The sequence below is a fragment of the Bacillus sp. Bos-x628 genome (assembly GCF_040500475.1).
GTDB classification, from domain to species: Bacteria; Bacillota; Bacilli; order Bacillales; family Bacillaceae; genus Bacillus; species Bacillus maqinnsis.
The window spans coordinates 2773302-2799155 of record NZ_CP159358.1; the positions used below are offsets into that span (position 1 = coordinate 2773302).

Here is a 25854-nt window from a genome sequence, read left to right on the forward strand (position 1 = left end):
TCTATAAAGATTGTGTTGCGCCCTTAGTCCCGAAGTCACGGATTTTCACATTTGCTTTGTAATGAATATCAGATTCACTAAAGAGATCATCCCAGTGTTGCGCTTCTTTTTGAAAATCTTTCGGATACGCAATACTCGCTTTTTGATAAAATCCACAAATATCTGCTTTGATTTCTTCCTGTAATGCTTCGGTAAAATTCTTCACGTCTTTCTCCAACTTCTGCTCAACAACGTGCTCAATTTTTTTCAGATATTTCTCATGAAAGGCGTTCTCACGTTTATTCCAATCCTCTGATAATCTTCCATCTATCTCGACCTTAACATCAAACGTATATTTTCCGCTTGCAGATTTTTTTGTTTGAATCTTGTGCTTTAGTTTGAAAATCTCGAAAGAATAGATGCTGTGATCATAGTTAAATTCAATCACCCCGCCTTTGGCTTTACCGGTTAACAGATTATAGGCCTGTACATCTTGAAGAGAGATATTCGTTAAAAAGCGTTTGTTTTTTATGACGGAAGCTCCTTCAATCATTAACTTCCCCTTGTTTTCAGTTACTTTGGGGATAGCGAATGATACATTGTTTTGCATGGATGATGAAATATCACCGAGAGATACAGGAGGGAATAATTGAATAGATGATTTTGTATTCTGAGCAATATCATATAGGGTCGATGATGCTGGTTGTCCGTCATCATTGATTTTAAGCATTTCACCGGGCTTCTCAGAGGTCATAAATACGAGGCTGCCCCTGCGCGTCTCATTGTCTCGAATAAATTGGTTAATCACCAAGTCAAAATTATTTTCATTAATGAGTTCTTGAGAAAAAAGATAGATTCTCAGTTGCTGTGCGAAAATACGGTGACTTTTGAGGGTAGTCATACGGAAGATTTGATGCACAGAATCTCCGTTTGTTTCGATAATTTTGGTCGGGTCTTTCACACTAGATTCTTGGTCAATTTTTTGAGGAACCAATACTTGCATGGATAACTTAAGCTTATGACCTTGATCACCTTTATCGAGTGCATAGCCAATAGCCATGTTCAATTCTTCAATATTTGTACTATCCCAGCATCCGCATAACAAGGCAAGGATCAACAGAGAGAGAGCCGCTTTCTTTTTCATGCTGCTTTCCGCCTCCTTTTTAGGATAACAATGACGAATAAGAGGAATGGGAGTATGCCGAATAAAAGAAAAAATAGAATGTTCACATACTTTAAATCATTTCGCACCGTATCGACATCCTTTGGGAGAATGGCCGCAAAGTATATAACAATTGTCATCAGAGTAAGCACCATTTTTTTGGGGAGCTTGGTTAGGTTGGAGACGCCCATTGCCGCAAAAAATGTGTAGCCAACAAAGCTTGTATAAAGCTGGACAAGCCATACGATCAATAAGAATGACTCAAATCGTTCAATGAAAATCCCTTGTATATCAAACGATTGAAATAACGCAATGGTTGGCCAAGTTAATGTAGCCGTTTCTTTCACAGTCAGTGCACCAACGACAAGAACATAAGTGAAAATATAAATGATCGCAGGAATTAAAAAGCCAACTGAGCTGTAAGCAAAAGTGTGTTTTTGGGTTTTCAAATAGGCAGGCATAAACAGCATCATTTCAATCCCTACAAAAGAAATAGCCGAAGCATTGAGGGATTTCATGACAGGTGAGAAGCCTTCTCCTAATACGGGCCGGAGATTATCTAACTCAAACTCTTGCACACTGAATCCGTAGGCGACAAATAAGATGATGAGCGTGACAATGAGAAAAAAAGGGCAAAGTCTTGCGAAATCACCAATGCCACCGATAACAAGGTAAAAACTGACCAAAATAAAGCTGAGCATCGTCACAGTTGTCGGCGTGTTTGGGAGCAGGAAGAACTTCACCATTTCAGACATGGCTCGCACTTCGTAGCTCGCGACGCCAAGAAAATAAATAATAATCAAAAGGTTGGTGGCAGAGCCAAGCCACTTGCCAAGTCCTTCCTTTGTGTAATCATAGTAAGAGGAGAAGGGGACTTTTTTCATCATGAGCACATTCATAAAAATGAACAAAATGTAAATGACGCTCATCAATGAGAGTGCAATCCAGCCATCAGGTGTAGATGCAGCCTGAGCCATGGATCTTGGCAGGATCATCATACTTGCCCCAAGGGTTGTGTTGGCAATAATTGCACTCGCCTGATAGCTTGTGATCGACTCTTTATGATTGACCATGTCGCTCTCCTTTCATTTGATTTTTCAAAGGCAACCTGATGATGGAGTTGTCTTCATTTTTATAGCTGAAGACAAATTCTGGTGAAAAGTATGGTGTGCCAAAACTTTTTTGTCTCGTTAAATGTGTAAGCAATACAAGCACGAACAGAACGAGTCCATATAAGCCGAATGTAGCAGCGGCAAACATGGACACAAAGCGAAGCACTCGAAAGGACATTCCCATCCCATATTGAGGAACGGTAAAGGAAGCGAGAGCAATCACACTAACGATAATGACCATGATTGAGCTGACAATATGCGCTTGCACAGCAGCTTGACCAATGACAACCCCGCCCACAAGTCCAATCGTTTGACCAAGCGGGTTTGGGAGCCTTAAGCCAGCTTCCCGTAACAGTTCAATCGTCATTTCCATGATGAGTGCCTCTACTATGGGAGGAAAAGGAACATTTTCCCTTGTGCTTGAGATCGAAATGGCTAATGCTGTTGGTAAAAGACCTTGATGAAAGGACACAAGGGCAATATAAACCGCTGATAAAAACAACGTCAGAAAGATGGAGGTAAACCGTAGCAAACGAATGAGAGAGCCGGCGATCCACCTTTCATAGTAATCATCAGGCGATTGCATGATCATGGCGAGAGAAGCAGGTACAATTAAAACAAAAGGTGAATGATCGACAAAGATGGCCACTCGTCCATTAAGTAAAGCAGAGGCGACTTTGTCTGGTCGTTCTGTATTTTGAATTTGCGGAAAGGGTGAATACACATTATCCTCAATGAGCTCCTCAAGTACGCCAGAGTCTTGTATATCATCAATGGTGACTTGCTTTAACCGTTTTTTCACCTCTTTTAAAACAGGTGTTTGAACGATGCCATCAATATACATAATGGTCACTTGGGTGTATTTTTTTTGACCGATCTTCATGGCCACAGTTTTCAGATCAGGGTTTCTTAGACGCTGCCTGACTAGTGCCAAATTTGTGTCGGTATCTTCAATGAAACCAATCTTTGGACCTCTCACAACTGTTTCAGATGTAGCATCCGATAAACTACGTTTCTGCGTCCCATTCGTTTCTAAAATATAAGCATTCTGAAATCCGTTAATTAAAACAACACAATGACCTTGAAATATTGCATCTACCAATTCTTCAGCCGTCCTCACAGACCGTGTGGTCATCATGGAGAGGTTGGATTCAAGTTTCTTTTTAGTCAGAGAAGCATGATCCTGCAAAAGCAACTTTAAAAAGGTTTGAATCTCCATCATTTGATTCAATTCTTTCAGGTATAAATAATAAACAACTTGTCCGTGAGGTAATGTTTTTTTCTCATGGACCAAATCATCCATTTCTTTTAGTTGCGGGAGGATGATTGCGAGATTATCGTATAAGTGCTCTTTCAGTGGAGTCTGATTCAAAGGGATCACTCGCCTCAATATATTTTTTCTTAGCATGACCTCCTTGAAAAAACAATATTCTGTGTTACATTATTTTGTGTTGAAAGAGTGAGAATGTTGGAGGAAACAAGATGGCACAATGACGTTTAGCAGGTACAAAAGAAGAGATCGACCGTATTCTGCAGTCGTTTGACAAGCATTATGAGGTGACATACACCTCAAAGGAGTACGGAAAGACCAATCCAAAATACAAATATTCGAAAGATGTTCGCGTTTATATTGAACTAAAATTAAAATAAAGATAAAATTTTAATTGAAAACGCTTAAAGGATTTTCGTTTTTTGTATAGAATAGGGTTGAGTGATGAGAAGCTATGGAGGGATACATAATGACCGAGTTTAGAATCGAAAAAGATACAATGGGCGAAATCAAAGTGCCGAAGGACAAGTTTTGGGGGGCACAAACACAACGTAGTAAAGAAAACTTCAAAATCGGTTCTGAGAAAATGCCAAAGGAAGTTGTGAATGCGTTTGCAATTTTAAAGCGTAGTACAGCAATTGCCAATCAACGTCTTGGTAATCTTGAAAGTGAAAAAGCAGAAGCCATCGTGGCTGTATGTGATGACATCATCAGTGGAAAGTATGATGAGCATTTCCCGCTTGTTGTTTGGCAAACAGGCAGTGGAACGCAGAGTAACATGAATATGAACGAAGTTGTAGCAAATAGAGCGACTGCTTATTTGAAAGACAAACATGTTGAACTGAGCATTCATCCGAATGATGATGTGAACCGCAGTCAGAGTTCAAACGATACATTTCCGACAGCAATGCACGTGGCAGCAGTTTTAGCTGTATACAACAAATTAGTACCTGCAATTGATCAGCTAAGAGCAACGCTTGATGAGAAAGTTAAAGCATATCAAGAGATCGTTAAAATTGGCCGTACGCACCTACAAGATGCAACACCGCTCACAGTTGGTCAAGAAATTAGCGGCTGGGTCTATATGTTGGACCGTTCAAAAGAAATGATTCTAGAATCAACTGAAAAAATGAGAGAGCTTGCCATTGGCGGAACAGCTGTTGGTACAGGAATTAACGCACATCCTGAGTTCGGCACATATGTGGCTGAAGAAATCAGTCAACTGACAGGTCAAACGTTCAAGTCTTCACCTAACAAATTCCATGCGCTGACAAGCCATGATGAAATCACATATGCACATGGTGCCCTTAAAGCACTTGCGGCTGATTTAATGAAAATTGCCAATGATGTGAGATGGCTTGCAAGCGGACCTCGTTGCGGCATTGGCGAGTTAATCATCCCTGAGAATGAGCCGGGAAGCTCGATTATGCCAGGGAAAGTCAACCCAACACAAAGTGAAGCCTTAACAATGATTGCAGCACAAATCATGGGGAATGATGCAACAATCGGTTTTGCAGCAAGTCAAGGGAACTTTGAGTTAAACGTATTCAAGCCAGTGATCATTTATAATTTCTTACAATCTGTTGAATTACTTGCTGACGGTATGAACTCGTTCCATGATAAGTGTGCCATCGGTATTGAACCGAACCTTGAGACAATTGAGAAAAACCTGCAAAATTCATTGATGCTTGTGACAGCTTTAAACCCTCATATCGGATATGAAAATGCAGCAAAAATTGCAAAACTTGCTCACAAAGAAGGACTAACTTTAAAAGAAGCAGCACTTCAATTAGAGCTACTGACAGAAGAGCAATTTGAACAATTTGTGAAACCAGAAGAAATGGTGACACCAAAAGCAAAATAAGAAACCAGTAACCAGGGGTAGCCGCCCTTGGTTTTTTATAAATGATCCTCTTTCAACGTACGTAATAGTGATTCACAGATTGATTGAAGAGGCGTGTACATTTTCAGTTGATAGAGCATGCCTTTGACAATGACTTGTCTTGGTTTTTGTTTATTTAACTCATTTTCTAAAATGTCAAGTGCTTCAAACAAGTCAGGCTCATTTTTCACTTCATAATGTGTTTCTGCCAGCTCGGTTAATTCCTTTAAAAGAGATTCAGTCAGCGGATCAAATGAATGCTCATAGATCGGACCAAACCATTCACTTGCTTGGTCAATAGAAATGAGCGGAATATCTTTTCTCTTCATCATTCCTCTCATCAAATCATCAATACGGTGAACCATCGTCGTCGCCAGCTTATCTGCTTCCAACTTGAAATCATATAAAATCGCAAGTTCAAAATAAACATGACTCATCCCTTCAATGGTCAAACAAAGATCGGTCATATAAGGAATGGCTAAGTCTCCGTACACCCGTTTGATGTTATCAATGTGTAGCTGAATCGTAGCAAGCCTGATTTGTTTGGCGAGCTGTTGCGTCTCTTCATTTATTGGGAGTGCTCGATCGCTGAGCTGCATTTTAATAAAATCTTTTTGCTGCAAAATATTATCGTAATAGACGGTAAGTTGTTTGCGATAGGCGTCTTTCGGTGTGCCGCCTTCTGTTTGAACCTCATGAATTCGGGTAAATACCTTATCGTAATAGTAATGCAAGATCGAAATAAGCAGAGCTTCTTTTGATTTGAAATAAAGATAAAAAGCACCCTTTGATATGTGGCATTCATCAGCAATCTCTTGAACGGAAGTTGTATTGTAGCCCTTGCTGGCAAATAATTTCATGCCGGCTTCTATGATCATTTTTTCTTTCTTCTTCAATATGATGTCATCCTTTCTTACCAAGTGACAAATGTCTTAGGAAACGTGGGCTGAGAGATGTGACTTATTGGTCATACACTAGGAAAGTTTTCGAAAATTAATCAGATTGTAACTTGTTTTTTACACTGTAATTCTTTATATTATAAAGTAAGGTGACCAACCGGTCAAAATATGTGAAAGGATGATATTCCATGAGAGAAATAGATGATATGATCAGACGCTTGCGAACAAAAGGAATTCAAGTAGAAAAAGTGAAAATGCCGAAGGATACAATGATTGAAAAGAAGTGGATGTACCAAGCTGGTAAAAAGATGAAAGCCACATACCGCGATTTAAATGGGTATTCTTTCATATAAAAAAAGACTGCGGTCAGTGCCTACAGTCTCTTCTTTGGAACAGTGATCGTATAACGTACACCCAGATCATCATTTTCAATTGATATGGAAGCTTGATGCATTGAGAGGATTCTTTTGACAATGCTTAATCCAATACCGAATTCGCCCTTTTTTCCCTTACTAAAAGGTTCGTATAGGTTGGATAGCATCTCTTCTTCAATTGGGGGACCGTCATTACGAATTACGATGCTGATTTGATCCTCTTTTTCAGTCATGTGAATATCAATTTTACTTTTTGCATAGCGAAGTTGATTTTCTAGTACATTTTCAAATAGCTTACTCCATTGTTCTGGATCACCTTCAAGTGTAGCCTCATCATCTAAGTCCACGTTCCACTGCAATTCATTTTTCGACCAGCGTATTCGGTCGACCACCTCCAACATCGTATTACTCACTAGGAAGGAAGAATGTGACGGATGTTGCTTTGATAAATAATCAAGTTTGGTTAAATACAGCAAATCTTTGATTTTTTTCTCAAGTTTTTCCGCTTCACCTTCAATCACTTCCACCGTATGTTCAAGATCTCCCTTTGGGAAAATACCATCTTTAATTGATTGCGTATAACCGCGGATGACCATTACAGGTGTTTTTAAGTCGTGTGAAATGTTTTGCAAAAGCGTTCGTTCGGTTTCATCTTTTTGAATGAGTTTTTGTCTCATTTCTTCAATCGTATGACCGAGTTTTCCAATTTCATCCTGACGATCGACAATGACGGGGTCATCCCAATCTTCTTGTGCAATCCGTTTCACGTGTTTTTCAAACGCGACAATAGGACGGGATAAGTAGCGCGCAAGCCATATGGATGGAATCCAGCTCAGTAAAATGACAGTGCCTAATATCAAAATCAACTGTTTAAACAAAGTAAACGACAGGTCATCACGATAAGAATCCGGTGCATAGGAAAGTAAAATATATGGTGTGTCTCCTGTTGATATCTTTTTAATGACAAAAAAGATATGCTGACCGTTTACCTCTTCAGAATAGCGTTTTGTCGCGCTTTTTTGTTTTTTTACGAAGGTTTGTACTTTCTCAATAAAAGTGTGCGGGAAAAATTGTTCCATTTGGTTCAATTCATCTGACGGGATGAGAATATGCTGAACCGAGCGGTTTTCTGGTGTCGATTTTGGCGTGCCATCCCTATTCAAAGGGTATTCTGTTAACACTTGTTGTTCATTCTCAATGTTTTTATAAATTTCATTCGTGAAGAAGTTGCGTAACGTATTTGAAAATAAGAAGATGAGGACAATAGAGATGGTGAGCAAAATACCAGAGATGACGACCCAAATTTGAAAAGCAAGTGGTTTGTTCTTCATCCCTTTAGCATCCTATAACCGAATCCATAAATGGTTTCGACTTTTAAGTTAGGCATTTTTTTGCGCAGACGTCTGACCAGATCATCGACGACGCGGTCTGTCCCGAAGTAATCATGTCCCCATATCTTGACTAAAATATCTTCACGAGAAAAGGCATGTCCTTGGTGATGTGTAAATAATAACAATAAATCAAATTCCTTAGAAGTTAAGTTGATTAGCTTATCCTGTTCGTATACTTCTCTGACGTCCTCATGAATGATATATGAGGAAACAGATGTGACACTTTTTTGCACTGCATTGCTTTTTTTATACACAAGTTCCAGCAGCTTTTGCACCCGGATGATCAGTTCACGCGGAAGGAACGGCTTGGCGATATAATCACTGCTCCCCAGCTCTAAACCAAGGACACGATCAATATCCGCATCACGTGCTGAGATAAAAATGACCGGTACGTCAGGTGATGCAGCTTTAATTTCTTTAATTAATGTATAGCCGTCCGTATCAGGCAGCATGATGTCCAAAATCCATAGATGAGGTGGTTTGTCCATTGCTTGACGTGCAGCTTCTCCAGTCAAAAAAGAAGAGACATTCCATTGTTCACTCTCCAAATATTTGGTTAATAGTTTATTTAAGTTTTGTTCATCTTCAACTAAATATATTGTGTACGACAAGGTCTTCCACATCCTCTCAACGTCATTATAACGGGAGACAAAGGCGACATGTCAATTATCACGCGCATTTTTCATAATTTCACATATTCTTCTCATCATTATCCCATAATGTTTGTTTATGATAAGCTCAAGGGAAAAAAGGGCATAGGCAAAAAGCTGATCAACAGGTGCTTATCACCAATGTGCGCACCTTGCTTTTTTTCTATGAATAAGTATTATATAATTTGACATATTGTAAGATTTATTTTCAATGACTTTTTAAGAGGACACGAGTCCTATCTACACATATGAATCAAGCATTTTATGAAAATGATGCAAAAGGGAGTGCAAGCGATGGATTACCGAAGAGAAGATGAAGAGAAAAGTGTGAATCATCAAGAAGATGCGCATCAAGAGAATGAGAAACAAATAGATGAACTGGAAAAAGAGAAGGAACTTATTTTACACCACCATAAAGATGAAACTTCTGCATCTCAAGAAAATGTGACAAACAGAGCACCTCATATAATGGATGACCGCACTTCTAAAAAAGAGAAAAAACGTAAGGCTGCATGGCTGAGCCCAATTCTCGGAGGTATTATCGGCGGGGGACTAGTGCTTGGTATCACACCACTTTTGCCGCAATCACAGGACACAGCAGCAAACACACAAACCCAAACAGCTTCAGATGAATCAGTGACGTCTGATAACTTCTCAACGAAGCAAATCACCAATGCCACGAATGTGGCAGATATGGTAGAGGATTTAGAACCAACCATTGTGGGTGTATCAAACTATCAATCTACACAAAACTCGTTTGGTCTTGACGGAGACACGACTGAAGCTGAAGCGGGAACTGGTTCAGGTGTCGTCTTCAAAAAGGATGGCAACAAAGCATATATTATTACGAATAACCACGTTGTCGAAGGAGCAAATAAATTAAAGGTCACCCTTTATGACGGAAAAACAAAAGACGCCAAGCTTGTGGGCAGTGACGTTATGACAGATTTAGCCGTTGTCGAAATTAATGCAGATGGCATTGATAAGGTGGCAAGCTTTGGTGACTCTTCTAAACTCCGAGCTGGAGATAAGGTCATTGCGATTGGAAATCCGCTAGGTTCTCAGTTCTCAGGTACAGTCACAGAAGGCATTATTAGCGGTGTCGATCGAACCGTTGAAGCCAATACTTCATCTGGTACTGTAGAGATGAATGTACTGCAAACAGATGCGGCAATTAACCCAGGGAACAGCGGGGGTCCGCTCATTAATACGAAAGGTCAAGTGATTGGCATTAACAGCTTAAAAATTAGCGAAAGCGGTGTCGAATCATTAGGATTTGCCATTCCAAGTAACGATGTGAAACCAATTGTGGATGAGTTGTTGAAAAATGGGAAAGTCGAACGACCATATCTTGGTGTACAGATGATTGACCTTGAGCAAGTACCAGAAACTTATCAGGAAAATACGCTAGGCTTATTTGATAAACAAATCGGTAATGGCATTTATGTGAAAGATGTATCTAAAGGATCGCCGGCACAAAAGGCAGGCTTGAAATCTGGAGATGTGATTGTCAAGTTCAAAGGAAAACAAGTGGCGAACAGCTCACAGTTAAAAGAAATCCTATACAAAGAAACAAAAATCGGCGATAAAACGACAATGACGGTCATTCGTGAAGGAAAGACCAAAAATTTAGATATTACTCTCGGGAAGTCTGATAATGAATAAAATCAAAACAGGTGGATTCATCACCTGTTTTTTTGTTCATTTTTTAGCAAAAAGCGTACGTAAAATGATTTTTTCCCAAAGATGCCAAGGCAAGAGACGCTTTGCTGTGGATGAAAGACGAACCCCTTTCCCGATCAAATACCTAAGTCGTTTCAGATGCTTTTTTTCAGCGAGTGTGACAACGAGTTCAGCGACTTGATTGGGGTCTCCGTAATTTGACTTCTGAGCATCCAAATAAGCCATCATTTTTTGATGGAAGGTGCTGTATTTAGAATTTTCCACTGGCTCTATTATTTGCTCGTTCATTGATGTGTTCCAAATATTTGTATGAAAGGAGCCGGGCTCAATCAAGGCCGCTTGTATGCCAAACGGTGCCAGTTCAATACGTAAGCTCTCTGTATAGCCCTCTAATGCAAACTTTGACGATACATAAGGTGAGAGTGCAGGCATTCCCATTAACCCGCTAATACTGCTCATGTTCAATATTTTTGCGCCGCTTGTCATGAAGGGAATAACAGTTTGTGTCATTTGCATCACACTGAATACATTAATCTCGAACTGCTGGCGATACGTGTCAATGGGAATCTCTTCAGCAAAACCGCCATAGGCTGTTCCAGCATTGTTAACGAGCAAGGTGATTGGGGCATAGTCGTCAAGTTTCTCCTTCAATGCTTGAATAGATTGTGAATCAGTGACATCTAAAGATTCAATATGAATATGTGGTGACAGAGAGGCCTTTTTCACCTCCTGAGCGAGCTTTTCGGCGTTTTTTGCTTGTCTGACGCCAGCGATCACTGTATAACCTTGCTTTGCAAGGCGCAGCGTGATTAATTTCCCAAAGCCGCTATTGGCGCCTGTGACAATGGCTGTTTTTTTCATCATCCGATTCTCCTTTTGACTTCTCTCTTTTGTTTTAATTTACCATAATGCTGGGCTTTGATGAATAAGGAAAAGTCGCTTGGAGAAGAATACAAAAACGATCATGTTGAATAGGAGGAAACACATGTTGTGTTGGAAGAAGGCGGGACTAATAGGAGTGCTGCTATTTATGATGTCCGGATGCCAATCAATCGAACCGTTAAAACATACAAGCGAAGCGGAGGCAGAGAGTCTGTCAGCCGTTCAAATGAAGGAATTGCCATTTCAGCATCTTCATCTGCATGTCCAATACGGTCAGAAGAATGATATATACGAAGCAACATACCGGCAGAGAAGTGGACATGAAGAAGCACTTATCAGAGATCATATGAATGGTGTACGCTATGAAGGAGAAGAAGGACTGCGGGAGATGAAGATGAAACTAAGTGATATATCCGCTCCTGTATCAAAAATCAATGAGACGTATGTGAACGAACTGTTAACCGCTTTGAATCTGGATGATGACTATCAGCGAATTCAAGTAGATCTGAAGCTGGAAGACGGAACAAACCGTACATTTGAGAAGAAGAAGTAAAAAAGACTTTCTCACTTTTTAATTGAAAATGATTTTCAAGATCACTTAAATCTGATACACTAAAATGAGATAACTGGTCTTTTACGTCTATTCAAAGGCGATGTTCAAAATAAAAAACATGTATGAGAAAAGGAGCGTTTGAGCGGAATGAGTGCCATTTCTACTGAAGGTTTAAGCTTAGGCTATGGAGAAACAATAATCATTGATGAATTAAATGTATCAATCCCTAAGGGTGAAATCACAGTATTTATTGGCAGCAATGGATGCGGTAAATCCACGCTACTTCGCTCTTTGGCGCGTCTCATGAAGCCAATGGGTGGCTCCGTCCTGTTAGAAGGTCATTCCATTGCAAAATTACCAACGAAAGAGGTCGCAAAAGAGCTGGCCATTCTTCCGCAAGGACCAGAAGCGCCAGAAGGATTAACCGTGCATCAATTAGTCAAGCAAGGCAGATATCCTTATCAAAATTGGTTAAAACAGTGGTCTAAACAAGACGAAGAAGCGGTGAATCGTGCCTTAAAGTCAACAAAGATGGAAGACCTCGCTGATCGAACGGTTGATTCATTATCAGGTGGACAAAGGCAGCGTGCTTGGATTGCGATGACGTTGGCGCAAGAGACGGATATTATCTTGTTAGATGAGCCGACAACGTATTTAGATATGACGCATCAAATTGAAATCCTTGATCTCCTTTTTGACCTGAATGAAAAAGAAAAGCGTACGATCGTGATGGTTCTTCATGACCTTAATCTCGCATGCAGATATGCCCATCATCTGGTGGCGATTAAAGATAAGACCATTTATGCAGAAGGAAGACCTGAAACCGTAATTAATTGCGACCTTGTGAAAAATGTCTTTGATATGAATTGCCAAGTGACAACAGATCCTTTATTTGGAACACCATTATGTATTCCGCATGGCAGAGGACGCTGTATTGTGCAACAAGCGCAAGCCGAGACATATCTTGCTGCAAGATAATCGTATGTCAAAAGCCTGACATCTGTATCAAAAACAGAGTCAGGCTTTTTTCTTAAAAAGGGAGCGGAGAATGAATGGGAAATGAATTAGATAAAAAGCTTGAAGGCTTGCTTGATAAATATACAGAGCTGCTTCTTGGTGAAACGACAGATGAGCTTAAGAATGATGTGAAACAATGGATCATTTATTCACATATTGCAAAAAGCATGCCGCCTTTAGCCAAGCATTTTAATGAGACCTACTCAGAAGCAAAAGAAGAGATGAAAGAAACGATTCAACGAATTAAGACCTTAAATGAGACTCATCGAGCTAAAAAAGATCGCTAAAAAACTGCCAGTCCGTTTCTGGCAGTTTTTTTTACATCGGTGATGAACCGTATGGAGATTGATCTGTCAGTGTTTGCTGAAATTTCTGATGTGCCTGCTGCAGCTTTTGCTGATCAGCAGCTTCAACTGAATACCAGCCATATCTGAACATGACATCATATAAGTGTCTTTGTGCTTTCTGCGTCTCAAGGGCGATTCGCTGAATATCTTCGTAAAGAGATTCATGACTGAATTCGTTGAGAGCGGTGCTGTACCCGTTTGTCATATATTTTTCAGTAGAGAGCAAATCTGTGATAAGATCTCGGTCATTCATGTTTGTTGTTGTCGGGACAGGGGTTTGCGGATTCCCGATTTTTTGTTGGTTTTGTTGTTCCATATCATTTCCTCCTATTGCATAAAGCCAGATGACTGGCCTTGCGCTGAACTGTTTAAATGCTGAAGAATTTGTGTGTAATGTTGATGATGCATTTGGCCGACTTGATTTAATTCATTTTTAAGTGTTTGATCCTGACAATGCTCGGCCATAAAATGAGCCTTTTTCATTGCAATCAAATTCCAGTTCAACATATCCTCTAAGTACAAAGAATCCTTCACTGAAATGACATTTGGGGGCGTATTCATGTGTTGATTGTTCAAGGTGTTTTCCTCCTTATGATTTCGTTGTTTAAAACTGATTGTAGCTGGCCTTTTTTTCGTCTAGGTCTGCTTCTTGTGATGGACCTGCGTTCCCTTTTACACTTGCGGCACTTACGCCAGCTTTAGATGGATATTTCTTCAAACGAGACATCTAGACATCACCTCCATTCTTACAGTTCCCTTTGTCCGTTATTTCATACCTTTGAAGGTGAAACCAAAGGAATGTGTAAATTTTTGAAATCTTCTATTGAACTGTTTAGGAAAATCTTTTAAGATAAAGGAAGAGGCATTGATTTTTTTTGAGTAAAAAATGAATGACTATTCATTCAAAATGTTTAGGGGGATATTTATGGGCAAACAAATTCGCAAGGCGGCTGTCATTGGTTCAGGTGTCATGGGCTCAGGTATTGCTGCACATCTAGCCAATATCGGGATACCAGTAACACTGCTAGATATTGTGCCAAATGAACTGACAAAGGAAGAATCGGCAAAAAAGCTAACGCTTGATCACCCTATTGTTCGGAATAGATTGAGTCAAGAAGCGATGAAAAGACTATTAAAGCAAAAGCCAGCACCTCTTACTTCAGCGAAAAATCTATCATACATCACACCCGGAAATCTCACAGATCACCTTTCCTTATTACATGATGCAGACTGGATCATCGAAGTGGTCACTGAAAAACTCAGCATCAAACAACACGTATTCTCTCTTATCGACCAACACCGTAAAAAAGGTAGCATTGTTTCAAGTAATACATCAGGCATTTCTGTTGAAAAAATGGCAGAAGGCAGGTCAGATGATTTTAAGCGTCACTTTCTAGGAACACATTTTTTCAACCCAGCTCGGTATTTAAAGTTGCTAGAGATTATTCCTATTCAGGAAACGGATCCAGAAGTACTTGCATTCATGAAAACATTTGGTGAGGATGTGCTTGGCAAGGGAGTTGTTGAAGCAAAGGACACGCCAAACTTTATCGCCAACCGAATTGGAACATATGGACTACTTGTCACGGTGCGGGAAATGCTTGAAAACAAATATACAATTGGAGAAGTTGATTCTGTCACAGGTACACTGATCGGCAGACCGAAAAGTGCCACCTTCCGTACACTTGATGTGGTAGGACTTGACACCTTTTCTCATGTTGCGCGCAACGTATACGAACAGGTAGAAGGTAAGGAAAAAGATATGTTTCAGCTTCCTGAATTCATCGAAAGAATGATTGAGAATGGCTGGATTGGCAGCAAGGCAGGACAAGGTTTTTATCAAAAAAATGGGAAAAACATTTTAGAGCTTGATCCAGTGACGTTAACATATGGAGAACGGACAAAGCTGAAAGATCCGGGCATCGAAATGGCAAAGCAGCAAAAAGGAACGAATGCTAAATTGAAAACGCTTATGTACCAAGACGGCCGTGCAGGACAGTTGCTTTGGAACATCACAGCGCCTGTGCTCCTTTATGCAGCTCATCTAAAAGGCGAGATTGCTGACGATATTCAATCAATTGATAACGCCATGAAATGGGGATTTGGTTGGCAGCATGGTCCCTTTGAATTATGGGATGCAATTGGTGTAAAAACAGCCGTCCATCGAATGGAGAAAGAAGGTCATGACATTCCGAAATGGGTGCAAGACATGCTGGCTGAAGGACATGAGACATTTTATCAAGAAAATGACAAGGGACAGCGTGCCTATTATCAGGATGGAGCCTACGAGCTGGAGAAAGTGAACGAGAAAAGTATCTCAATTGCCAGATTGAAAAAGCAAAATGGTGTGATCTTCAAAAATACAGGTGCAAGCTTGATTGATATTGGTGACGATATTGTGCTGCTTGAATTCCACTCTAAGAGTAATGCGATTGGGCTTGATGTGATTGATATGATCAATCGTTCAATAGATGAAACAGAAAAGAATTATAAAGGACTTGTCATTGGAAACCAAGGAAAGAACTTCTGTGTTGGAGCAAACCTTGCCCTTATTTTAATGGAAGCGCAGGATGATAATTTTTTTGAAATTGACTTTGTGATTCGCCGCTTCCAGCAGGCTATGATGAAGGTTAAATATAGTGAGCGTCCGGTTGTTGTGGCTCCGTTTGGCATGACACTTGGAGGCGGAACAGAGCTTTGCCTGCCAGCAACCGGTATACAGGCGTCCAGTGAAACCTACATGGGACTTGTAGAAGTAGGTGTCGGCCTCATTCCAGGAGGCGGAGGAAATAAAGAGCTTTATCTTCGCCATTTGCAAGGAGAGTCTAAACCGTCTGCTACAGTCATACAAGATGCGACGCTTCAAACCTTTGAAACCATTGCGATGGCGAAAGTGTCAACATCAGCTGAAGAAGCAAGAGACATGAATATGCTACGTCCAAGTGATCGGATAAGCATGAACGGTGATCACCTCATCTATAATGCAAAACAGCTAGTACTTTCACTCGATGAAAGCGGGTATCGTGCGCCGCTGAAGCAAAAGGTGCCGGTAATGGGTGAAACAGGCTATGCAACGATGATTCTGGCTGCTGAAAATATGAGGCTTTCTGGTTACATTTCAGAGCATGACATGACCATTGCGAAAAAACTGGCATACGTCATCTCGGGCGGAAAGTTGCCATTTGGAACAGAAGTGGATGAGCAATACTTATTAGAGCTTGAAAGAGAAGCCTTTCTAAGTCTTGTTGGAGAAGTGAAATCACAGGCACGAATGCAGCACATGCTAGTTAAAGGTAAACCTTTACGTAACTAAGGGGGAGTAAAGATGAGAGAAGCAGTAATTGTAGCTGGCGCAAGAACACCAGTCGGGAAAGCAAAAAAAGGATCTTTAAAAACTGTTCGTCCTGATGATATGGGGGCATTGTGTGTCAAAGAAACATTGAAGCGTGCCGGTGATTACGATGGGGCAATTGATGACCTAATTATTGGGTGTGCGACACCAGAAGCAGAGCAAGGGTTAAATGTAGCACGGAATATTGGGGCATTAGCAGGACTGCCTTATACTGTACCCGCCATCACCATTAATCGCTACTGTTCTTCTGGTCTTCAGTCGATTGCTTACGCAGGTGAGCGCATTATGCTGGGGCAGGCAGAAACCATTTTAGCAGGCGGGGTTGAATCAATGTCTCAAGTACCTATGATGGGACATTCGATTCGTCCGAATGCCCTATTGGCAGAACAAGCACCGGAATACTACATGAGTATGGGGCACACAGCGGAACAGGTTGCACAAAAGTATCAGGTTACACGACAAGATCAAGATGCATTTGCAGTGAGAAGCCATCAAAAGGCAGCAAAGGCATTGCAAGAAGGGAAGTTTTCAGACGAAATTGTTCCTGTTGATGTCACGGAAAGACGGATTGGAGAGCAATATCAACTAGAAGAAAAGCAATTCACCTTTTCGCAGGATGAAGGAGTAAGACCTGGAACAACGGAGGAAATCCTTTCGACATTGCGTCCTGCTTTCTCAACAAAAGGAACGGTCACAGCAGGCAACTCTTCACAAACAAGTGATGGTGCGGCATGTGTCATGTTGATGGACCGTGAAAAGGCATCTTCTCTATCTCTTCAGCCGCTTGCTAAATTTAAAGCGTTTGCTGTTGGCGGTGTACCGCCTGAAGTTATGGGAATCGGTCCGGTTGAAGCCATTCCCCGTGTATTAAAAATAGCCGGTCTTGAGCTAAAGGACATTGGTCTGTTTGAATTAAATGAAGCCTTTGCATCTCAGGCGATTCAAGTCATTCGGCATTTAGGAATAGACGAAGAGAAGGTGAACGTTAATGGTGGTGCGATTGCTTTAGGCCATCCGCTTGGCTGTACAGGAACCAAACTGACGTTATCACTCATTCATGAAATGAAAAGACGGAACGAACAATTTGGTATTGTCACGATGTGTATCGGCGGAGGAATGGGAGCAGCAGGCATTTTTGAATTGATTTAAAGGGGGAGACACAAGATGAAAGCGATGGAAGATGTAAAAAAGGGTGGCAGTTTTTTAATTGATGAGACGAATTATGAGCATATTTTCACACCAGAGGATTTTTCTGATGAACATTTGATGATTGGAAAAACAACAGAAGAGTACATTTTACAAAATGTTGTGCCGTATATTGATCAAATTGAGAATCATGAATTCGAGCATTCTGTTAGGCTCTTAAAAAAGGCAGGAGAACTTGGACTGCTTGGTGCCGACGTTCCTGAGGAGTTTGGCGGACTCGGTTTAGATAAGATCAGTTCTGCCATCATTACTGAAAAATTCGCAAGAGCAGGCAGTTTCTCTCTTTCCTATGGCGCTCATGTCGGAATCGGTTCTCTGCCTATCGTCTTGTTCGGTAATCAAACACAAAAGGAAACTTACTTGCCGAAACTCGCCTCCGGAGAGACCATTGCGGCATATGCTTTAACGGAACCAGGATCAGGCTCTGACGCACTAGGAGCGAAAACAACAGCGGTACTGAATGAAGCTGGAACGCATTATGTATTAAATGGAGAGAAGCAGTGGATCACGAACTCCGCATTTGCAGATGTCTTTGTGGTCTATGCAAAAATTGACGGTGAACATTTCTCTGCTTTTATCGTAGAAAAGGATTTTCCGGGTGTCAAAACAGGACCTGAGGAGAAAAAGATGGGCATTAAAGGATCATCTACAAGAACACTGATCCTTGAAGATGCGCAAGTGCCAAAGGAGAATTTACTTGGTGAAATAGGCAGAGGGCATGTGATTGCCTTTAACATTTTGAATATCGGCCGCTATAAGCTGGCTGTCGGTACAATCGGTGCATCAAAACGAGTCATTCAATTATCTGCCGAATATGCAAACCAGCGTAAGCAATTCAAAACGCCGATTTCTCAATTTAGTTTAATTGGTGAAAAAGTAGCCAACATGTCGGCGAAGCTGTACGCAATGGAAAGTGCCGTTTACCGCACCGTTGGATTATTCGAACAGCGGATGGGTTTATTAAGTGATGAAGAGCAAAAGGATGGCAAGCAAATTGCGCAATCCATTGCGGAGTATGCAATCGAATGCTCACTTTGTAAAGTGCTTGGCTCTGAAACATTAGATTATATTGTGGATGAAGGCGTACAAATTCACGGCGGTTATGGTTTTATGCAAGAATATGAAGTCGAGAGAGCATATCGTGACTCACGGATTAACCGAATATTTGAAGGGACAAACGAAATCAACCGTTTGCTTGTGCCAGGCACTTTTTTGAAGAAGGCAATGAAAGGTGAACTGCCGCTCCTTCAAAAAGCGCAAACATTGCAGGAAGAGCTCATGATGATGATGCCAGAAGAGCCAGGCGATCAGCCGCTTGATCAGGAGAAATATTTACTTGCACATGCGAAAAAGATTGCCCTTATGGTTGCAGGCATGGCAGCGATGAAATATGGGAAAGCACTAGAGCGTGAGCAGGAGATTCTAGTGAATATTGCCGATATTGTCAATGGCATTTTTGCCGCTGAATCTGCTATTCTCCGTACAGAAAAAGCAATTGCCACAACAGGCGTAGAGAAGAGCGCACAAAAACTCGCTTACACACAAATTTTCACACAGGAAGCCTTTTTAGAAATTGAAGCACATGCAAAAGAATCATTGATCGCCATGGAGGAAGGAGATTCACTCCGCATGAGTCTGTCAGCCCTTCGTAAGCTGACAAGATTCACACCAATCAATGTCATTGCGACGAAGCGTCAAGTAGCTAAACGTATCTTTGAAGCCGAGAAATATATCGTATAAGCAACAAATCGAAAGGTGTGGATGCGCGTGTCCGCACCTTTTTGTAAGCATACATTTAGGTTTTTAAAATGGTTTATGATAAAATGTTGTCACAATTTGCAGGGGGTGAAAATGATGGCTTTAGATTTTTATGAATATCCATCTTGCGGCACATGCCGAAAAGCAAAAAAGTGGCTTGAAGATCACAACAAAGAAATCAATAGCATACATATCGTCGAAGAGACGCCGGATAAAGAAACACTCAGAGCTCTTTATCAAAAAAGCGGTTTGGAGCTAAAGAAATTCTTTAATACAAGCGGACAGAAATACCGAGAGCTGCAGCTTAAGGATCAACTTCCTGCAATGTCAGAGGACGATCAGCTTGAATTGCTTGCATCAAATGGTATGCTGATTAAGCGTCCAATTACAACAGACGGTCATAGAGTGACAGTTGGATTTAATGAAGATACATTTAAAAGCGTCTGGAAATGATGTAACTTTCATTCAGATTGTGGTATCTTCAATATAAACGCAAAAAAAGACTGGAGGGATATTGAATGAGCATACCAAAAGATTTACGTTATTCCGAAGAGCATGAATGGGTCAAAGTAGAAGGAGATAAGGTGCGTATCGGTATTACGGATTTTGCTCAATCCGAGCTAGGCGATATCGTTTTCGTTGAGCTTCCTGAAGTAGGAGACAAATTGACAGCGGATGAGCCTTTCGGAAGTGTAGAATCTGTCAAAACAGTTTCTGAACTTTACGCACCAATTAACGGCACAATCGTTGAAGTAAACAATGAGCTAGATGACAGCCCAGAATTCGTGAACGAATCTCCATACGAGAAAGCATGGATGATCGTTGTAGAACCAGCGGATGCCTCTGAAATCGAGAACTTAATGACTGCTGAGCAATATGAGGAAATGACAAAAGAAGACTAATTCATGTGAAATTGGACACTCTACCTTTATGGGGGGTGTCCAATTTGTCTTTTCAAAAAGAACAGGTGGATATAACAAAACATGTAACTGGTCGATTCAAAGAAGATGGCATGGTGCTTTATCATCAAAATGAAGAGATTGGAAAGATGATTAGTGAAAATCAATATGAGTTGAAACCTGGCTATTCCTATGATCAGAATCGGTTTTATCGCTTGTCTGATACATTAACACACGGGACGGAAAAATACGTTGACTGTGATGATGAAAATGGCTGGTGCTAACCGTTTAATCAGACTGCAGCGAGAGAATGCTGCAGTCTTTTTGATGAACAAGTGTCTCATCTTTACAACCTTACTTAAAGGTTGTAATCTAATGAAGAAGTGAATCAACGTCAAAAGGGCCGGGTGATCATGATGAAACATGAGAATGTAGAAAAGGTCATCATTGTAGAAGGTAAATCAGACAAACAAAAACTAAAAGAAGTCATAAGTGAGCCTGTTACCATTATTTGCACCAATGGCACCATCAGTACATCGAAGCTGGATCAGCTAGTGGACGATCTATTAGGGAAAGACGTTTACATATTAGCAGACAGTGACGATGCTGGCGATAAACTGCGGAAGCAATTCCGAAAAGAGTTCCCTGAAGCACTTCATCTTTTTGTAGACAAAATGTACCGCGAAGTTGCCGCTTCACCAACAGCCCATATTGCATCTGTCTTATTAGCTGCAAACATTGATGTTCATTCGAAATATTTGTGAGGGTGGGCGTACTATGAAAGAGATTGAGGAGCATGAATTGAAGGAGATAAAGGACGATTTATTTCTTTTGTATTTATATACACCGTTTTGTGGAACGTGCCAGCTTGCGAAGAAAATGCTGACAGTTGTAGATACCATGCAGCCAGATGTTCCATTTTACGAGAATAATTTAAATTATTCACCTGGTTTAGCGAAAGGATTTGAAATAGAAAGTGTTCCATGCTTTCTATTGTTTAAAGAAGGCAAGATCGTTCAAAAAGGCTATGCCTTTCATTCTGTTCCATATCTTCATGAAATGATTGAAACCGCTAAATAAAGCGGTTTTTTGTCATGTTTCAAGCCATTCAATTGAAAATTTGTCGAGTTATTTATAAAGGACAAGCCAACGTTTGTAGAGAAATGTTATGTATAACCAAATGACAGGGAGGTTATACATGTGGAAAAAACCAAAGCCCATGGAAACACAAAACAGCGATTTTTACTAAAACCGCTGCTCTCATCATCATCCTTGAAGATTACATTTGAAGCGGAAGCAGATTCTTGTACATTGATTGTGGATGAACGTGGTGAAGTTAAGAAACTACCTGCAATTGAGTTATCGGATCTCACTTTTTATGGTGAGAGAAAGGAAATTCTTCAATTATTAGATGGAAATTTATCTTTACAGCAATTAATTAGTCGTGGGCAAGTAAAGGTGAAAGGCTCATTCCGAGCACTTCTAAGATTAGAAGCGGTGCTTTGGCTGACGAACGGTTTTTTTAGGAAAATGATCACTTAGTCGTTTACTTGGAAATTAGCGATTTACAGCGTTGACATATCTCGGGTAGCATGATATCCTACGTTAGTAAAAACATGAACATCACATAAAACAACATATTTTCTCTTATTAAGAGAGGTGGAGGGACGTGCCCTATGAAACCCGGCAACCGTCAGCATAGCTGAAATTGGTGCCAATTCACTCAAAGCCGCAACGCTTTGAAAGATGAGAGAAAGGCGTATTTGAAATAAAAGGCCTTTCTGCTTGTGTTGCAGTTAGGTCTTTTTTACTGACCTATAGTCATAAGGGAAGAACGAAGAATGTATGTGATGGCACGCTACAGATTCAGCAAGAAAGCAGGTGATCAGGCTGTGATCCAATTACAGAATGTATCAAAAACGTACCACTCAAAAAACGGAAATGTTGACGCGGTGAAAAACGTCAACTTGGAGATTGATAAAGGTGAAATATTCGGAATAATCGGGTATAGCGGCGCAGGGAAAAGCTCCCTGATTAGGCTACTAAACGGCCTAGAGTTGCCAACAGAAGGAATAATTGAAGTGGCAGGCAACCGGATTAATGAAATATCGAGCGCTAAACTTCGCAAGGCAAGACAGGAAATCAGCATGATTTTCCAGCACTTTAACCTACTATGGTCGAGAACTGTGCGGCAAAATATTATGTTCCCGCTTGAAATTGCAGGTGTACCGACTTCAAAACGGAGAGCTCGTGCAGATGAACTGATTAAATTGGTCGGCTTAGAAGGAAAAGAAAATGTCTATCCGTCGCAACTTAGCGGCGGACAAAAGCAGCGCGTAGGGATTGCTAGAGCACTAGCAAATAATCCAAAGGTTCTTCTTTGTGATGAAGCAACGTCTGCTCTTGATCCACAAACGACAGATTCCATTCTAGAGCTTTTGGCAGATATCAATCAACGATTAGGTTTAACCATTGTGCTCATTACACACGAAATGCATGTCATTCGTAAAATTTGTCATCGTGTGGCGGTCATGGAAAATGGACGTATTGTCGAAGAGGGCGAGGTATTACGCGTCTTTAGACAGCCGAAGGAAGAAATGACGAAGCGATTTGTGAAACAGCTTGTTGAACCGGAGGAAGCCAAGGAAACGATTGAGCACATCTTAGAGCGAATGAAAGAAGGGAAGGTTGTTCGTTTGTCCTTTATCGGCGATTCTGCCGAGCAGCCGCTCATTACTGATATCATTCGATCATTCCAAGTCGATGTGAACATCCTCCAGGGGAAAATTACTCAAACGCAGGAAGGTGCGTTTGGAACACTCTTTATCCACATCAATGGAGTAGAGACTGAAGTGGAAAAAGCCATCGCCTATATTCAAAGTAAACAGGTCGAAATTGAGGTGATGACACATGTTTGAGAAATGGTTCCCGAATGTTGACCTTGAAGTCATTTGGAATGCGACGGGTGAAACGGTGTATATGACGCTTATTTCACTTGCATTTGCTTTTGTCATCGGCATCATTCTAGGGCTATTGCTCTTTCTGACTAGTAAAGGCGGTTTATGGGAAAATAAACCGATCAATGCAGTTATCGGGGCAATCGTCAACATTTTTAGATCGATTCCTTTTATCATTTTAATCATTCTTTTATTAGGGTTTACAAAATTCTTAATGCATACCATTTTAGGTCCAAATGCAGCTCTGCCCGCCCTTGTCATTGGATCTGCACCTTTCTACGCACGTCTTGTTGAAATTGCACTTCGTGAGGTAGACAAAGGTGTGATTGAAGCGGCAAGATCAATGGGCGCAAAGACATCAACGATTATTTTTAAAGTCTTGCTGCCAGAATCATTGCCAGCCCTGATTTCAGGAATTACTGTCACAGCAATTGCTTTAATTGGTTCTACTGCAATTGCAGGTGCAATTGGGGCAGGCGGACTTGGTGACCTCGCCTATGTGGAAGGGTACCAATCTGGAAATACAGATGTCACACTTGTTGCCACTGTTTTTATCCTAATCATCGTCTTTATTATTCAGATAATCGGTGATTTGATAACCAATAAAATTGATAAACGTTAAGGGAGGATTTATTCATGAAGAAATTGATTTTAAGTGCACTATTTCTAGGATTTGCAGGCATTTTAGCTGCATGCGGTTCATCTAATAACGCAAGCGAAAGCAAAACCATCACGGTTGCTGCATCAAAAACACCACATGCTGAAATTCTTGAGGAAGCAAAACCACTTTTAAAAGAAAAAGGCTATGACCTAAAAATAAAAGTGCTTAGCGATTATAAAATGTACAATAAAGCTTTAGCTGAAAAAGAAGTGGATGCGAACTTTTTCCAACATATTCCTTACTTAAACGAAGAAAACAAATCAAACAAAGATTATAACCTAGTGAGTGCAGGTGCTGTTCACCTTGAGCCTTTCGGTATCTACTCTAAGAAATACAAATCAGTCAAAGATATTCCAAACGGCGGCACGATCATTATGACAAACAACGTGGCTGAGCAAGGCCGTATGCTTGCCCTACTTCAAAATGCTGGCGTGATCAAGCTTGATTCAAAGGTTGATACAATCAACGCAACATTGAAAGACATTAAAGAAAACCCAAAGAACTTGAAATTCAAAAAAATCGCTCCTGAACTCACAGCGAAAGCTTATGAAAACAGTGAAGGAGACGCAGTCTTTATCAACGTAAACTATGCAATTCAAAATCATTTGAATCCGAAGAAAGATGCAATTGAACTTGAGCAAACAAAGAACAACCCTTACGCAAACATTGTAGCTGTTCGTAAAGGTGATGAAAAATCAGAGAAAATCAAGACTTTAATGGAAGTGCTTCACTCTAACAAAATTAAAGAATTCATTGAAAAAAAATATGATGGTGCAGTCTTACCTGTATCTGAATAATATGCTCGAAAACCTCGCTTGAATGAAAGCGAGGTTTTTTTGTGTATTTTTTTAAATCTCGCTCATAATAAAGACGTACAAATGACCTGAAGGGATTGAATCAATGTGAACGAACAGCATATGAGCGGAGCCATGCAACAATCACTATCCGATTATAAAACCGCAATGGGTGAATTTCAGAAGAAAATGCCGGTGTTTGGCAAGAAATTCAATGAATTTACGGAGCAATGCTTTCAGAGCGGTTCTTTGACGCAAAAAGAGAAACAAATGATTGCCCTTGGCATTAGCATTCATGCACAAGATGAATATTGTATGATTTATCATACAAAGGGGGCGCTTGATCAAGGAGCTACAGAAGAGAATGTATTGGAAGTCGTCAGTGTAGCAGCAGCGTTCGGCGGGGGAGCGGCACTCAGCCAAGGGATCACTGTTGTTCAGCAATGTATTGATGAATTTGGCGGACAGACGCATTAATACAAGGAAAACACGGTATTTTTCCATATGGGAGAGATGAGTGATTCTCTTGCCAGTGTGTGAGAAAATATGCCAACATAAAGCGTCATATCCCTTTTGAGTGAAGTGTCATTGATTTGATAAAATGGAACTACACTAAAAGAAGGGGATGGTTTATTATCGGTTCGGACCAGAGTATACTGGGATTGGATTATACCGCCGAGATGGAAAAGGCCATGCACAAATCTCATGGCATGAGCTATGCAGAGTACGAAAGAAACCATGACTTACGGATGAAAGTAGAATATAAACGAGAGCAGTCCTATCGAGATGAGAAAAGGCAGCTCGCAAAAATGAATATACAGGGCTATTGATAGCTAAGGGGCGGGGAGATCACTCCCCGCTTTTTCTTTTTATGAGAACAGTCTTTTCGACATAAATTCTTTTATCCATCTGCATTTTTTGTTAGAATTTTGAGGGCATCCTCTTACGCTTGTCGTGAATGTGTTGTATTCACTTTTAATTTGTTATAAAATTAGAATGAGAATAAATTGAGAATAATGATTATTT

General features: G+C 40.6%; 31 protein-coding genes and 1 riboswitch. Of the genes, 21 read left to right on the plus strand and 10 right to left on the minus strand.

Going from position 1 to position 25854, the window contains the following annotated elements:
- Nucleotide 1 precedes the first annotated feature (1 nt).
- From ABVJ71_RS14210 to ABVJ71_RS14220, 3 genes are read right to left on the minus strand one after another with little or no spacing between them, the layout of a single operon-like run.
- Nucleotides 2-1123: a Ger(x)C family spore germination protein gene (locus ABVJ71_RS14210; protein ID WP_353854597.1), complete on the minus strand. Its 1122-nt coding sequence runs from the start codon at nucleotides 1121-1123 to the stop codon at nucleotides 2-4.
- Nucleotides 1120-2214 carry a GerAB/ArcD/ProY family transporter gene (locus tag ABVJ71_RS14215; protein ID WP_353854598.1) on the minus strand — a complete coding sequence of 365 codons (1095 nt, stop codon included), beginning with the start codon at nucleotides 2212-2214 and terminating at the stop codon, nucleotides 1120-1122. Before ABVJ71_RS14215 ends, ABVJ71_RS14210 begins: the two co-directional genes overlap by 4 nt.
- Nucleotides 2201-3625, minus strand: a complete 1425-nt coding sequence (locus ABVJ71_RS14220; protein ID WP_353854599.1) for a spore germination protein — start codon at nucleotides 3623-3625, stop codon at nucleotides 2201-2203. Before ABVJ71_RS14220 ends, ABVJ71_RS14215 begins: the two co-directional genes overlap by 14 nt.
- 146 nt (nucleotides 3626-3771) lie before the next feature.
- Here ABVJ71_RS14220 and ABVJ71_RS14225 point away from each other — a divergent pair, with 146 nt between their 5' ends.
- Nucleotides 3772-3903 (plus strand): DUF3970 family protein, encoded by a 132-nt coding sequence (locus ABVJ71_RS14225; protein WP_353856691.1) that lies wholly within the window; start codon nucleotides 3772-3774, stop codon nucleotides 3901-3903.
- An 89-nt stretch (nucleotides 3904-3992) separates the two neighbouring features.
- Complete coding sequence (fumC, locus tag ABVJ71_RS14230; protein ID WP_353854600.1) at nucleotides 3993-5387, plus strand: class II fumarate hydratase; 1395 nt, start codon at nucleotides 3993-3995, stop codon at nucleotides 5385-5387.
- A gap of 35 nt (nucleotides 5388-5422) precedes the next feature.
- On the opposite strand, the gene ABVJ71_RS14235 is transcribed toward fumC, so the two are convergent.
- On the minus strand, nucleotides 5423-6301 hold the full coding sequence (locus ABVJ71_RS14235) for a TetR/AcrR family transcriptional regulator (protein WP_353854601.1): 879 nt from the start codon (nucleotides 6299-6301) through the stop codon (nucleotides 5423-5425).
- A gap of 191 nt (nucleotides 6302-6492) precedes the next feature.
- On the opposite strand from ABVJ71_RS14235, the gene spxO reads away from it, so the two are divergent.
- A complete protein-coding gene (gene spxO / locus ABVJ71_RS14240) occupies nucleotides 6493-6657 on the plus strand; it encodes an anti-adapter protein SpxO (RefSeq protein ID WP_353854602.1) in 165 nt (54 codons plus the stop codon).
- Between the two features lie 20 nt (nucleotides 6658-6677).
- Here spxO and ABVJ71_RS14245 read toward each other — a convergent pair whose 3' ends face one another.
- The gene (locus ABVJ71_RS14245) at nucleotides 6678-8009 is read right to left on the minus strand and encodes a HAMP domain-containing sensor histidine kinase (RefSeq protein WP_353854603.1); all 1332 of its coding nucleotides are present in this window, start codon (nucleotides 8007-8009) and stop codon (nucleotides 6678-6680) included.
- Nucleotides 8006-8680: a response regulator transcription factor gene (locus tag ABVJ71_RS14250; protein ID WP_353854604.1), complete on the minus strand. Its 675-nt coding sequence runs from the start codon at nucleotides 8678-8680 to the stop codon at nucleotides 8006-8008. The genes ABVJ71_RS14245 and ABVJ71_RS14250 overlap by 4 nt, the downstream gene beginning before the upstream one ends.
- A gap of 333 nt (nucleotides 8681-9013) precedes the next feature.
- On the opposite strand from ABVJ71_RS14250, the gene ABVJ71_RS14255 reads away from it, so the two are divergent.
- On the plus strand, nucleotides 9014-10384 hold the full coding sequence (locus ABVJ71_RS14255; RefSeq protein WP_353854605.1) for a trypsin-like peptidase domain-containing protein: 1371 nt from the start codon (nucleotides 9014-9016) through the stop codon (nucleotides 10382-10384).
- A gap of 36 nt (nucleotides 10385-10420) precedes the next feature.
- Here the strand turns inward: ABVJ71_RS14255 and ABVJ71_RS14260 are convergent, their stop codons facing one another.
- Nucleotides 10421-11266, minus strand: a complete 846-nt coding sequence (locus ABVJ71_RS14260; RefSeq protein ID WP_353854606.1) for an SDR family oxidoreductase — start codon at nucleotides 11264-11266, stop codon at nucleotides 10421-10423.
- A gap of 121 nt (nucleotides 11267-11387) precedes the next feature.
- Here ABVJ71_RS14260 and ABVJ71_RS14265 point away from each other — a divergent pair, with 121 nt between their 5' ends.
- The 3 genes from ABVJ71_RS14265 to ABVJ71_RS14275 all read left to right on the plus strand — a co-directional run bounded on the left by ABVJ71_RS14265 (nucleotide 11388) and on the right by ABVJ71_RS14275 (nucleotide 13141).
- The gene (locus ABVJ71_RS14265; protein WP_353854607.1) at nucleotides 11388-11837 is read left to right on the plus strand and encodes a YusW family protein; all 450 of its coding nucleotides are present in this window, start codon (nucleotides 11388-11390) and stop codon (nucleotides 11835-11837) included.
- A 147-nt stretch (nucleotides 11838-11984) separates the two neighbouring features.
- Nucleotides 11985-12815: an ABC transporter ATP-binding protein gene (locus ABVJ71_RS14270; RefSeq protein WP_353854608.1), complete on the plus strand. Its 831-nt coding sequence runs from the start codon at nucleotides 11985-11987 to the stop codon at nucleotides 12813-12815.
- 74 nt (nucleotides 12816-12889) lie between these two features.
- Nucleotides 12890-13141, plus strand: coding sequence for a YusU family protein (locus ABVJ71_RS14275; protein WP_353854609.1), 252 nt, complete (start codon nucleotides 12890-12892; stop codon nucleotides 13139-13141).
- A gap of 31 nt (nucleotides 13142-13172) precedes the next feature.
- On the opposite strand, the gene ABVJ71_RS14280 is transcribed toward ABVJ71_RS14275, so the two are convergent.
- The 3 genes from ABVJ71_RS14280 to ABVJ71_RS14290 are packed head-to-tail and all read right to left on the minus strand — an operon-like array spanning nucleotide 13173 to nucleotide 13928.
- Nucleotides 13173-13517 carry a spore coat protein gene (locus ABVJ71_RS14280; protein ID WP_353854610.1) on the minus strand — a complete coding sequence of 115 codons (345 nt, stop codon included), beginning with the start codon at nucleotides 13515-13517 and terminating at the stop codon, nucleotides 13173-13175.
- Between the two features lie 11 nt (nucleotides 13518-13528).
- Nucleotides 13529-13762, minus strand: a complete 234-nt coding sequence (locus ABVJ71_RS14285; RefSeq protein WP_353856692.1) for a hypothetical protein — start codon at nucleotides 13760-13762, stop codon at nucleotides 13529-13531.
- A gap of 43 nt (nucleotides 13763-13805) precedes the next feature.
- Nucleotides 13806-13928: a YuzL family protein gene (locus ABVJ71_RS14290; protein ID WP_353854611.1), complete on the minus strand. Its 123-nt coding sequence runs from the start codon at nucleotides 13926-13928 to the stop codon at nucleotides 13806-13808.
- Nucleotides 13929-14126: 198 nt separating this feature from the next.
- On the opposite strand from ABVJ71_RS14290, the gene ABVJ71_RS14295 reads away from it, so the two are divergent.
- The 14 genes from ABVJ71_RS14295 to ABVJ71_RS14360 all read left to right on the plus strand — a co-directional run bounded on the left by ABVJ71_RS14295 (nucleotide 14127) and on the right by ABVJ71_RS14360 (nucleotide 25658).
- Nucleotides 14127-16514 carry a 3-hydroxyacyl-CoA dehydrogenase NAD-binding domain-containing protein gene (locus tag ABVJ71_RS14295; protein WP_353854612.1) on the plus strand — a complete coding sequence of 796 codons (2388 nt, stop codon included), beginning with the start codon at nucleotides 14127-14129 and terminating at the stop codon, nucleotides 16512-16514.
- A 12-nt stretch (nucleotides 16515-16526) separates the two neighbouring features.
- Nucleotides 16527-17702 carry an acetyl-CoA C-acetyltransferase gene (locus tag ABVJ71_RS14300; protein WP_353854613.1) on the plus strand — a complete coding sequence of 392 codons (1176 nt, stop codon included), beginning with the start codon at nucleotides 16527-16529 and terminating at the stop codon, nucleotides 17700-17702.
- Nucleotides 17703-17717: 15 nt separating this feature from the next.
- A complete protein-coding gene (locus ABVJ71_RS14305) occupies nucleotides 17718-19499 on the plus strand; it encodes an acyl-CoA dehydrogenase family protein (RefSeq protein WP_353854614.1) in 1782 nt (593 codons plus the stop codon).
- Nucleotides 19500-19613: 114 nt separating this feature from the next.
- Nucleotides 19614-19970, plus strand: a complete 357-nt coding sequence (locus tag ABVJ71_RS14310; RefSeq protein ID WP_353856693.1) for an arsenate reductase family protein — start codon at nucleotides 19614-19616, stop codon at nucleotides 19968-19970.
- 65 nt (nucleotides 19971-20035) lie between these two features.
- Nucleotides 20036-20419 (plus strand): glycine cleavage system protein GcvH, encoded by a 384-nt coding sequence (gene gcvH, locus ABVJ71_RS14315; protein ID WP_353854615.1) that lies wholly within the window; start codon nucleotides 20036-20038, stop codon nucleotides 20417-20419.
- A 44-nt stretch (nucleotides 20420-20463) separates the two neighbouring features.
- Nucleotides 20464-20700: a YusG family protein gene (locus ABVJ71_RS14320; protein WP_353854616.1), complete on the plus strand. Its 237-nt coding sequence runs from the start codon at nucleotides 20464-20466 to the stop codon at nucleotides 20698-20700.
- A gap of 129 nt (nucleotides 20701-20829) precedes the next feature.
- Nucleotides 20830-21180: a toprim domain-containing protein gene (locus ABVJ71_RS14325; RefSeq protein WP_353854617.1), complete on the plus strand. Its 351-nt coding sequence runs from the start codon at nucleotides 20830-20832 to the stop codon at nucleotides 21178-21180.
- A gap of 13 nt (nucleotides 21181-21193) precedes the next feature.
- Complete coding sequence (locus ABVJ71_RS14330) at nucleotides 21194-21496, plus strand: thioredoxin family protein (RefSeq protein WP_353854618.1); 303 nt, start codon at nucleotides 21194-21196, stop codon at nucleotides 21494-21496.
- Nucleotides 21497-21616: 120 nt separating this feature from the next.
- Nucleotides 21617-21958: an SCP2 sterol-binding domain-containing protein gene (locus ABVJ71_RS14335; protein ID WP_353854619.1), complete on the plus strand. Its 342-nt coding sequence runs from the start codon at nucleotides 21617-21619 to the stop codon at nucleotides 21956-21958.
- 102 nt (nucleotides 21959-22060) lie between these two features.
- A riboswitch (SAM riboswitch) is annotated at nucleotides 22061-22169 on the plus strand.
- A 139-nt stretch (nucleotides 22170-22308) separates the two neighbouring features.
- Nucleotides 22309-23334 (plus strand): methionine ABC transporter ATP-binding protein, encoded by a 1026-nt coding sequence (locus tag ABVJ71_RS14340; protein WP_353856694.1) that lies wholly within the window; start codon nucleotides 22309-22311, stop codon nucleotides 23332-23334.
- Nucleotides 23327-23995, plus strand: a complete 669-nt coding sequence (locus tag ABVJ71_RS14345; protein ID WP_353854620.1) for a methionine ABC transporter permease — start codon at nucleotides 23327-23329, stop codon at nucleotides 23993-23995. The genes ABVJ71_RS14340 and ABVJ71_RS14345 overlap by 8 nt, the downstream gene beginning before the upstream one ends.
- Before the next feature lie 14 nt (nucleotides 23996-24009).
- A complete protein-coding gene (metQ, locus tag ABVJ71_RS14350; RefSeq protein ID WP_353854621.1) occupies nucleotides 24010-24831 on the plus strand; it encodes a methionine ABC transporter substrate-binding lipoprotein MetQ in 822 nt (273 codons plus the stop codon).
- 120 nt (nucleotides 24832-24951) lie between these two features.
- Nucleotides 24952-25305, plus strand: coding sequence for a carboxymuconolactone decarboxylase family protein (locus ABVJ71_RS14355; protein WP_353856695.1), 354 nt, complete (start codon nucleotides 24952-24954; stop codon nucleotides 25303-25305).
- Between the two features lie 185 nt (nucleotides 25306-25490).
- Nucleotides 25491-25658 (plus strand): hypothetical protein, encoded by a 168-nt coding sequence (locus ABVJ71_RS14360; protein ID WP_353856728.1) that lies wholly within the window; start codon nucleotides 25491-25493, stop codon nucleotides 25656-25658.
- Nucleotides 25659-25854 lie beyond the last annotated feature (196 nt).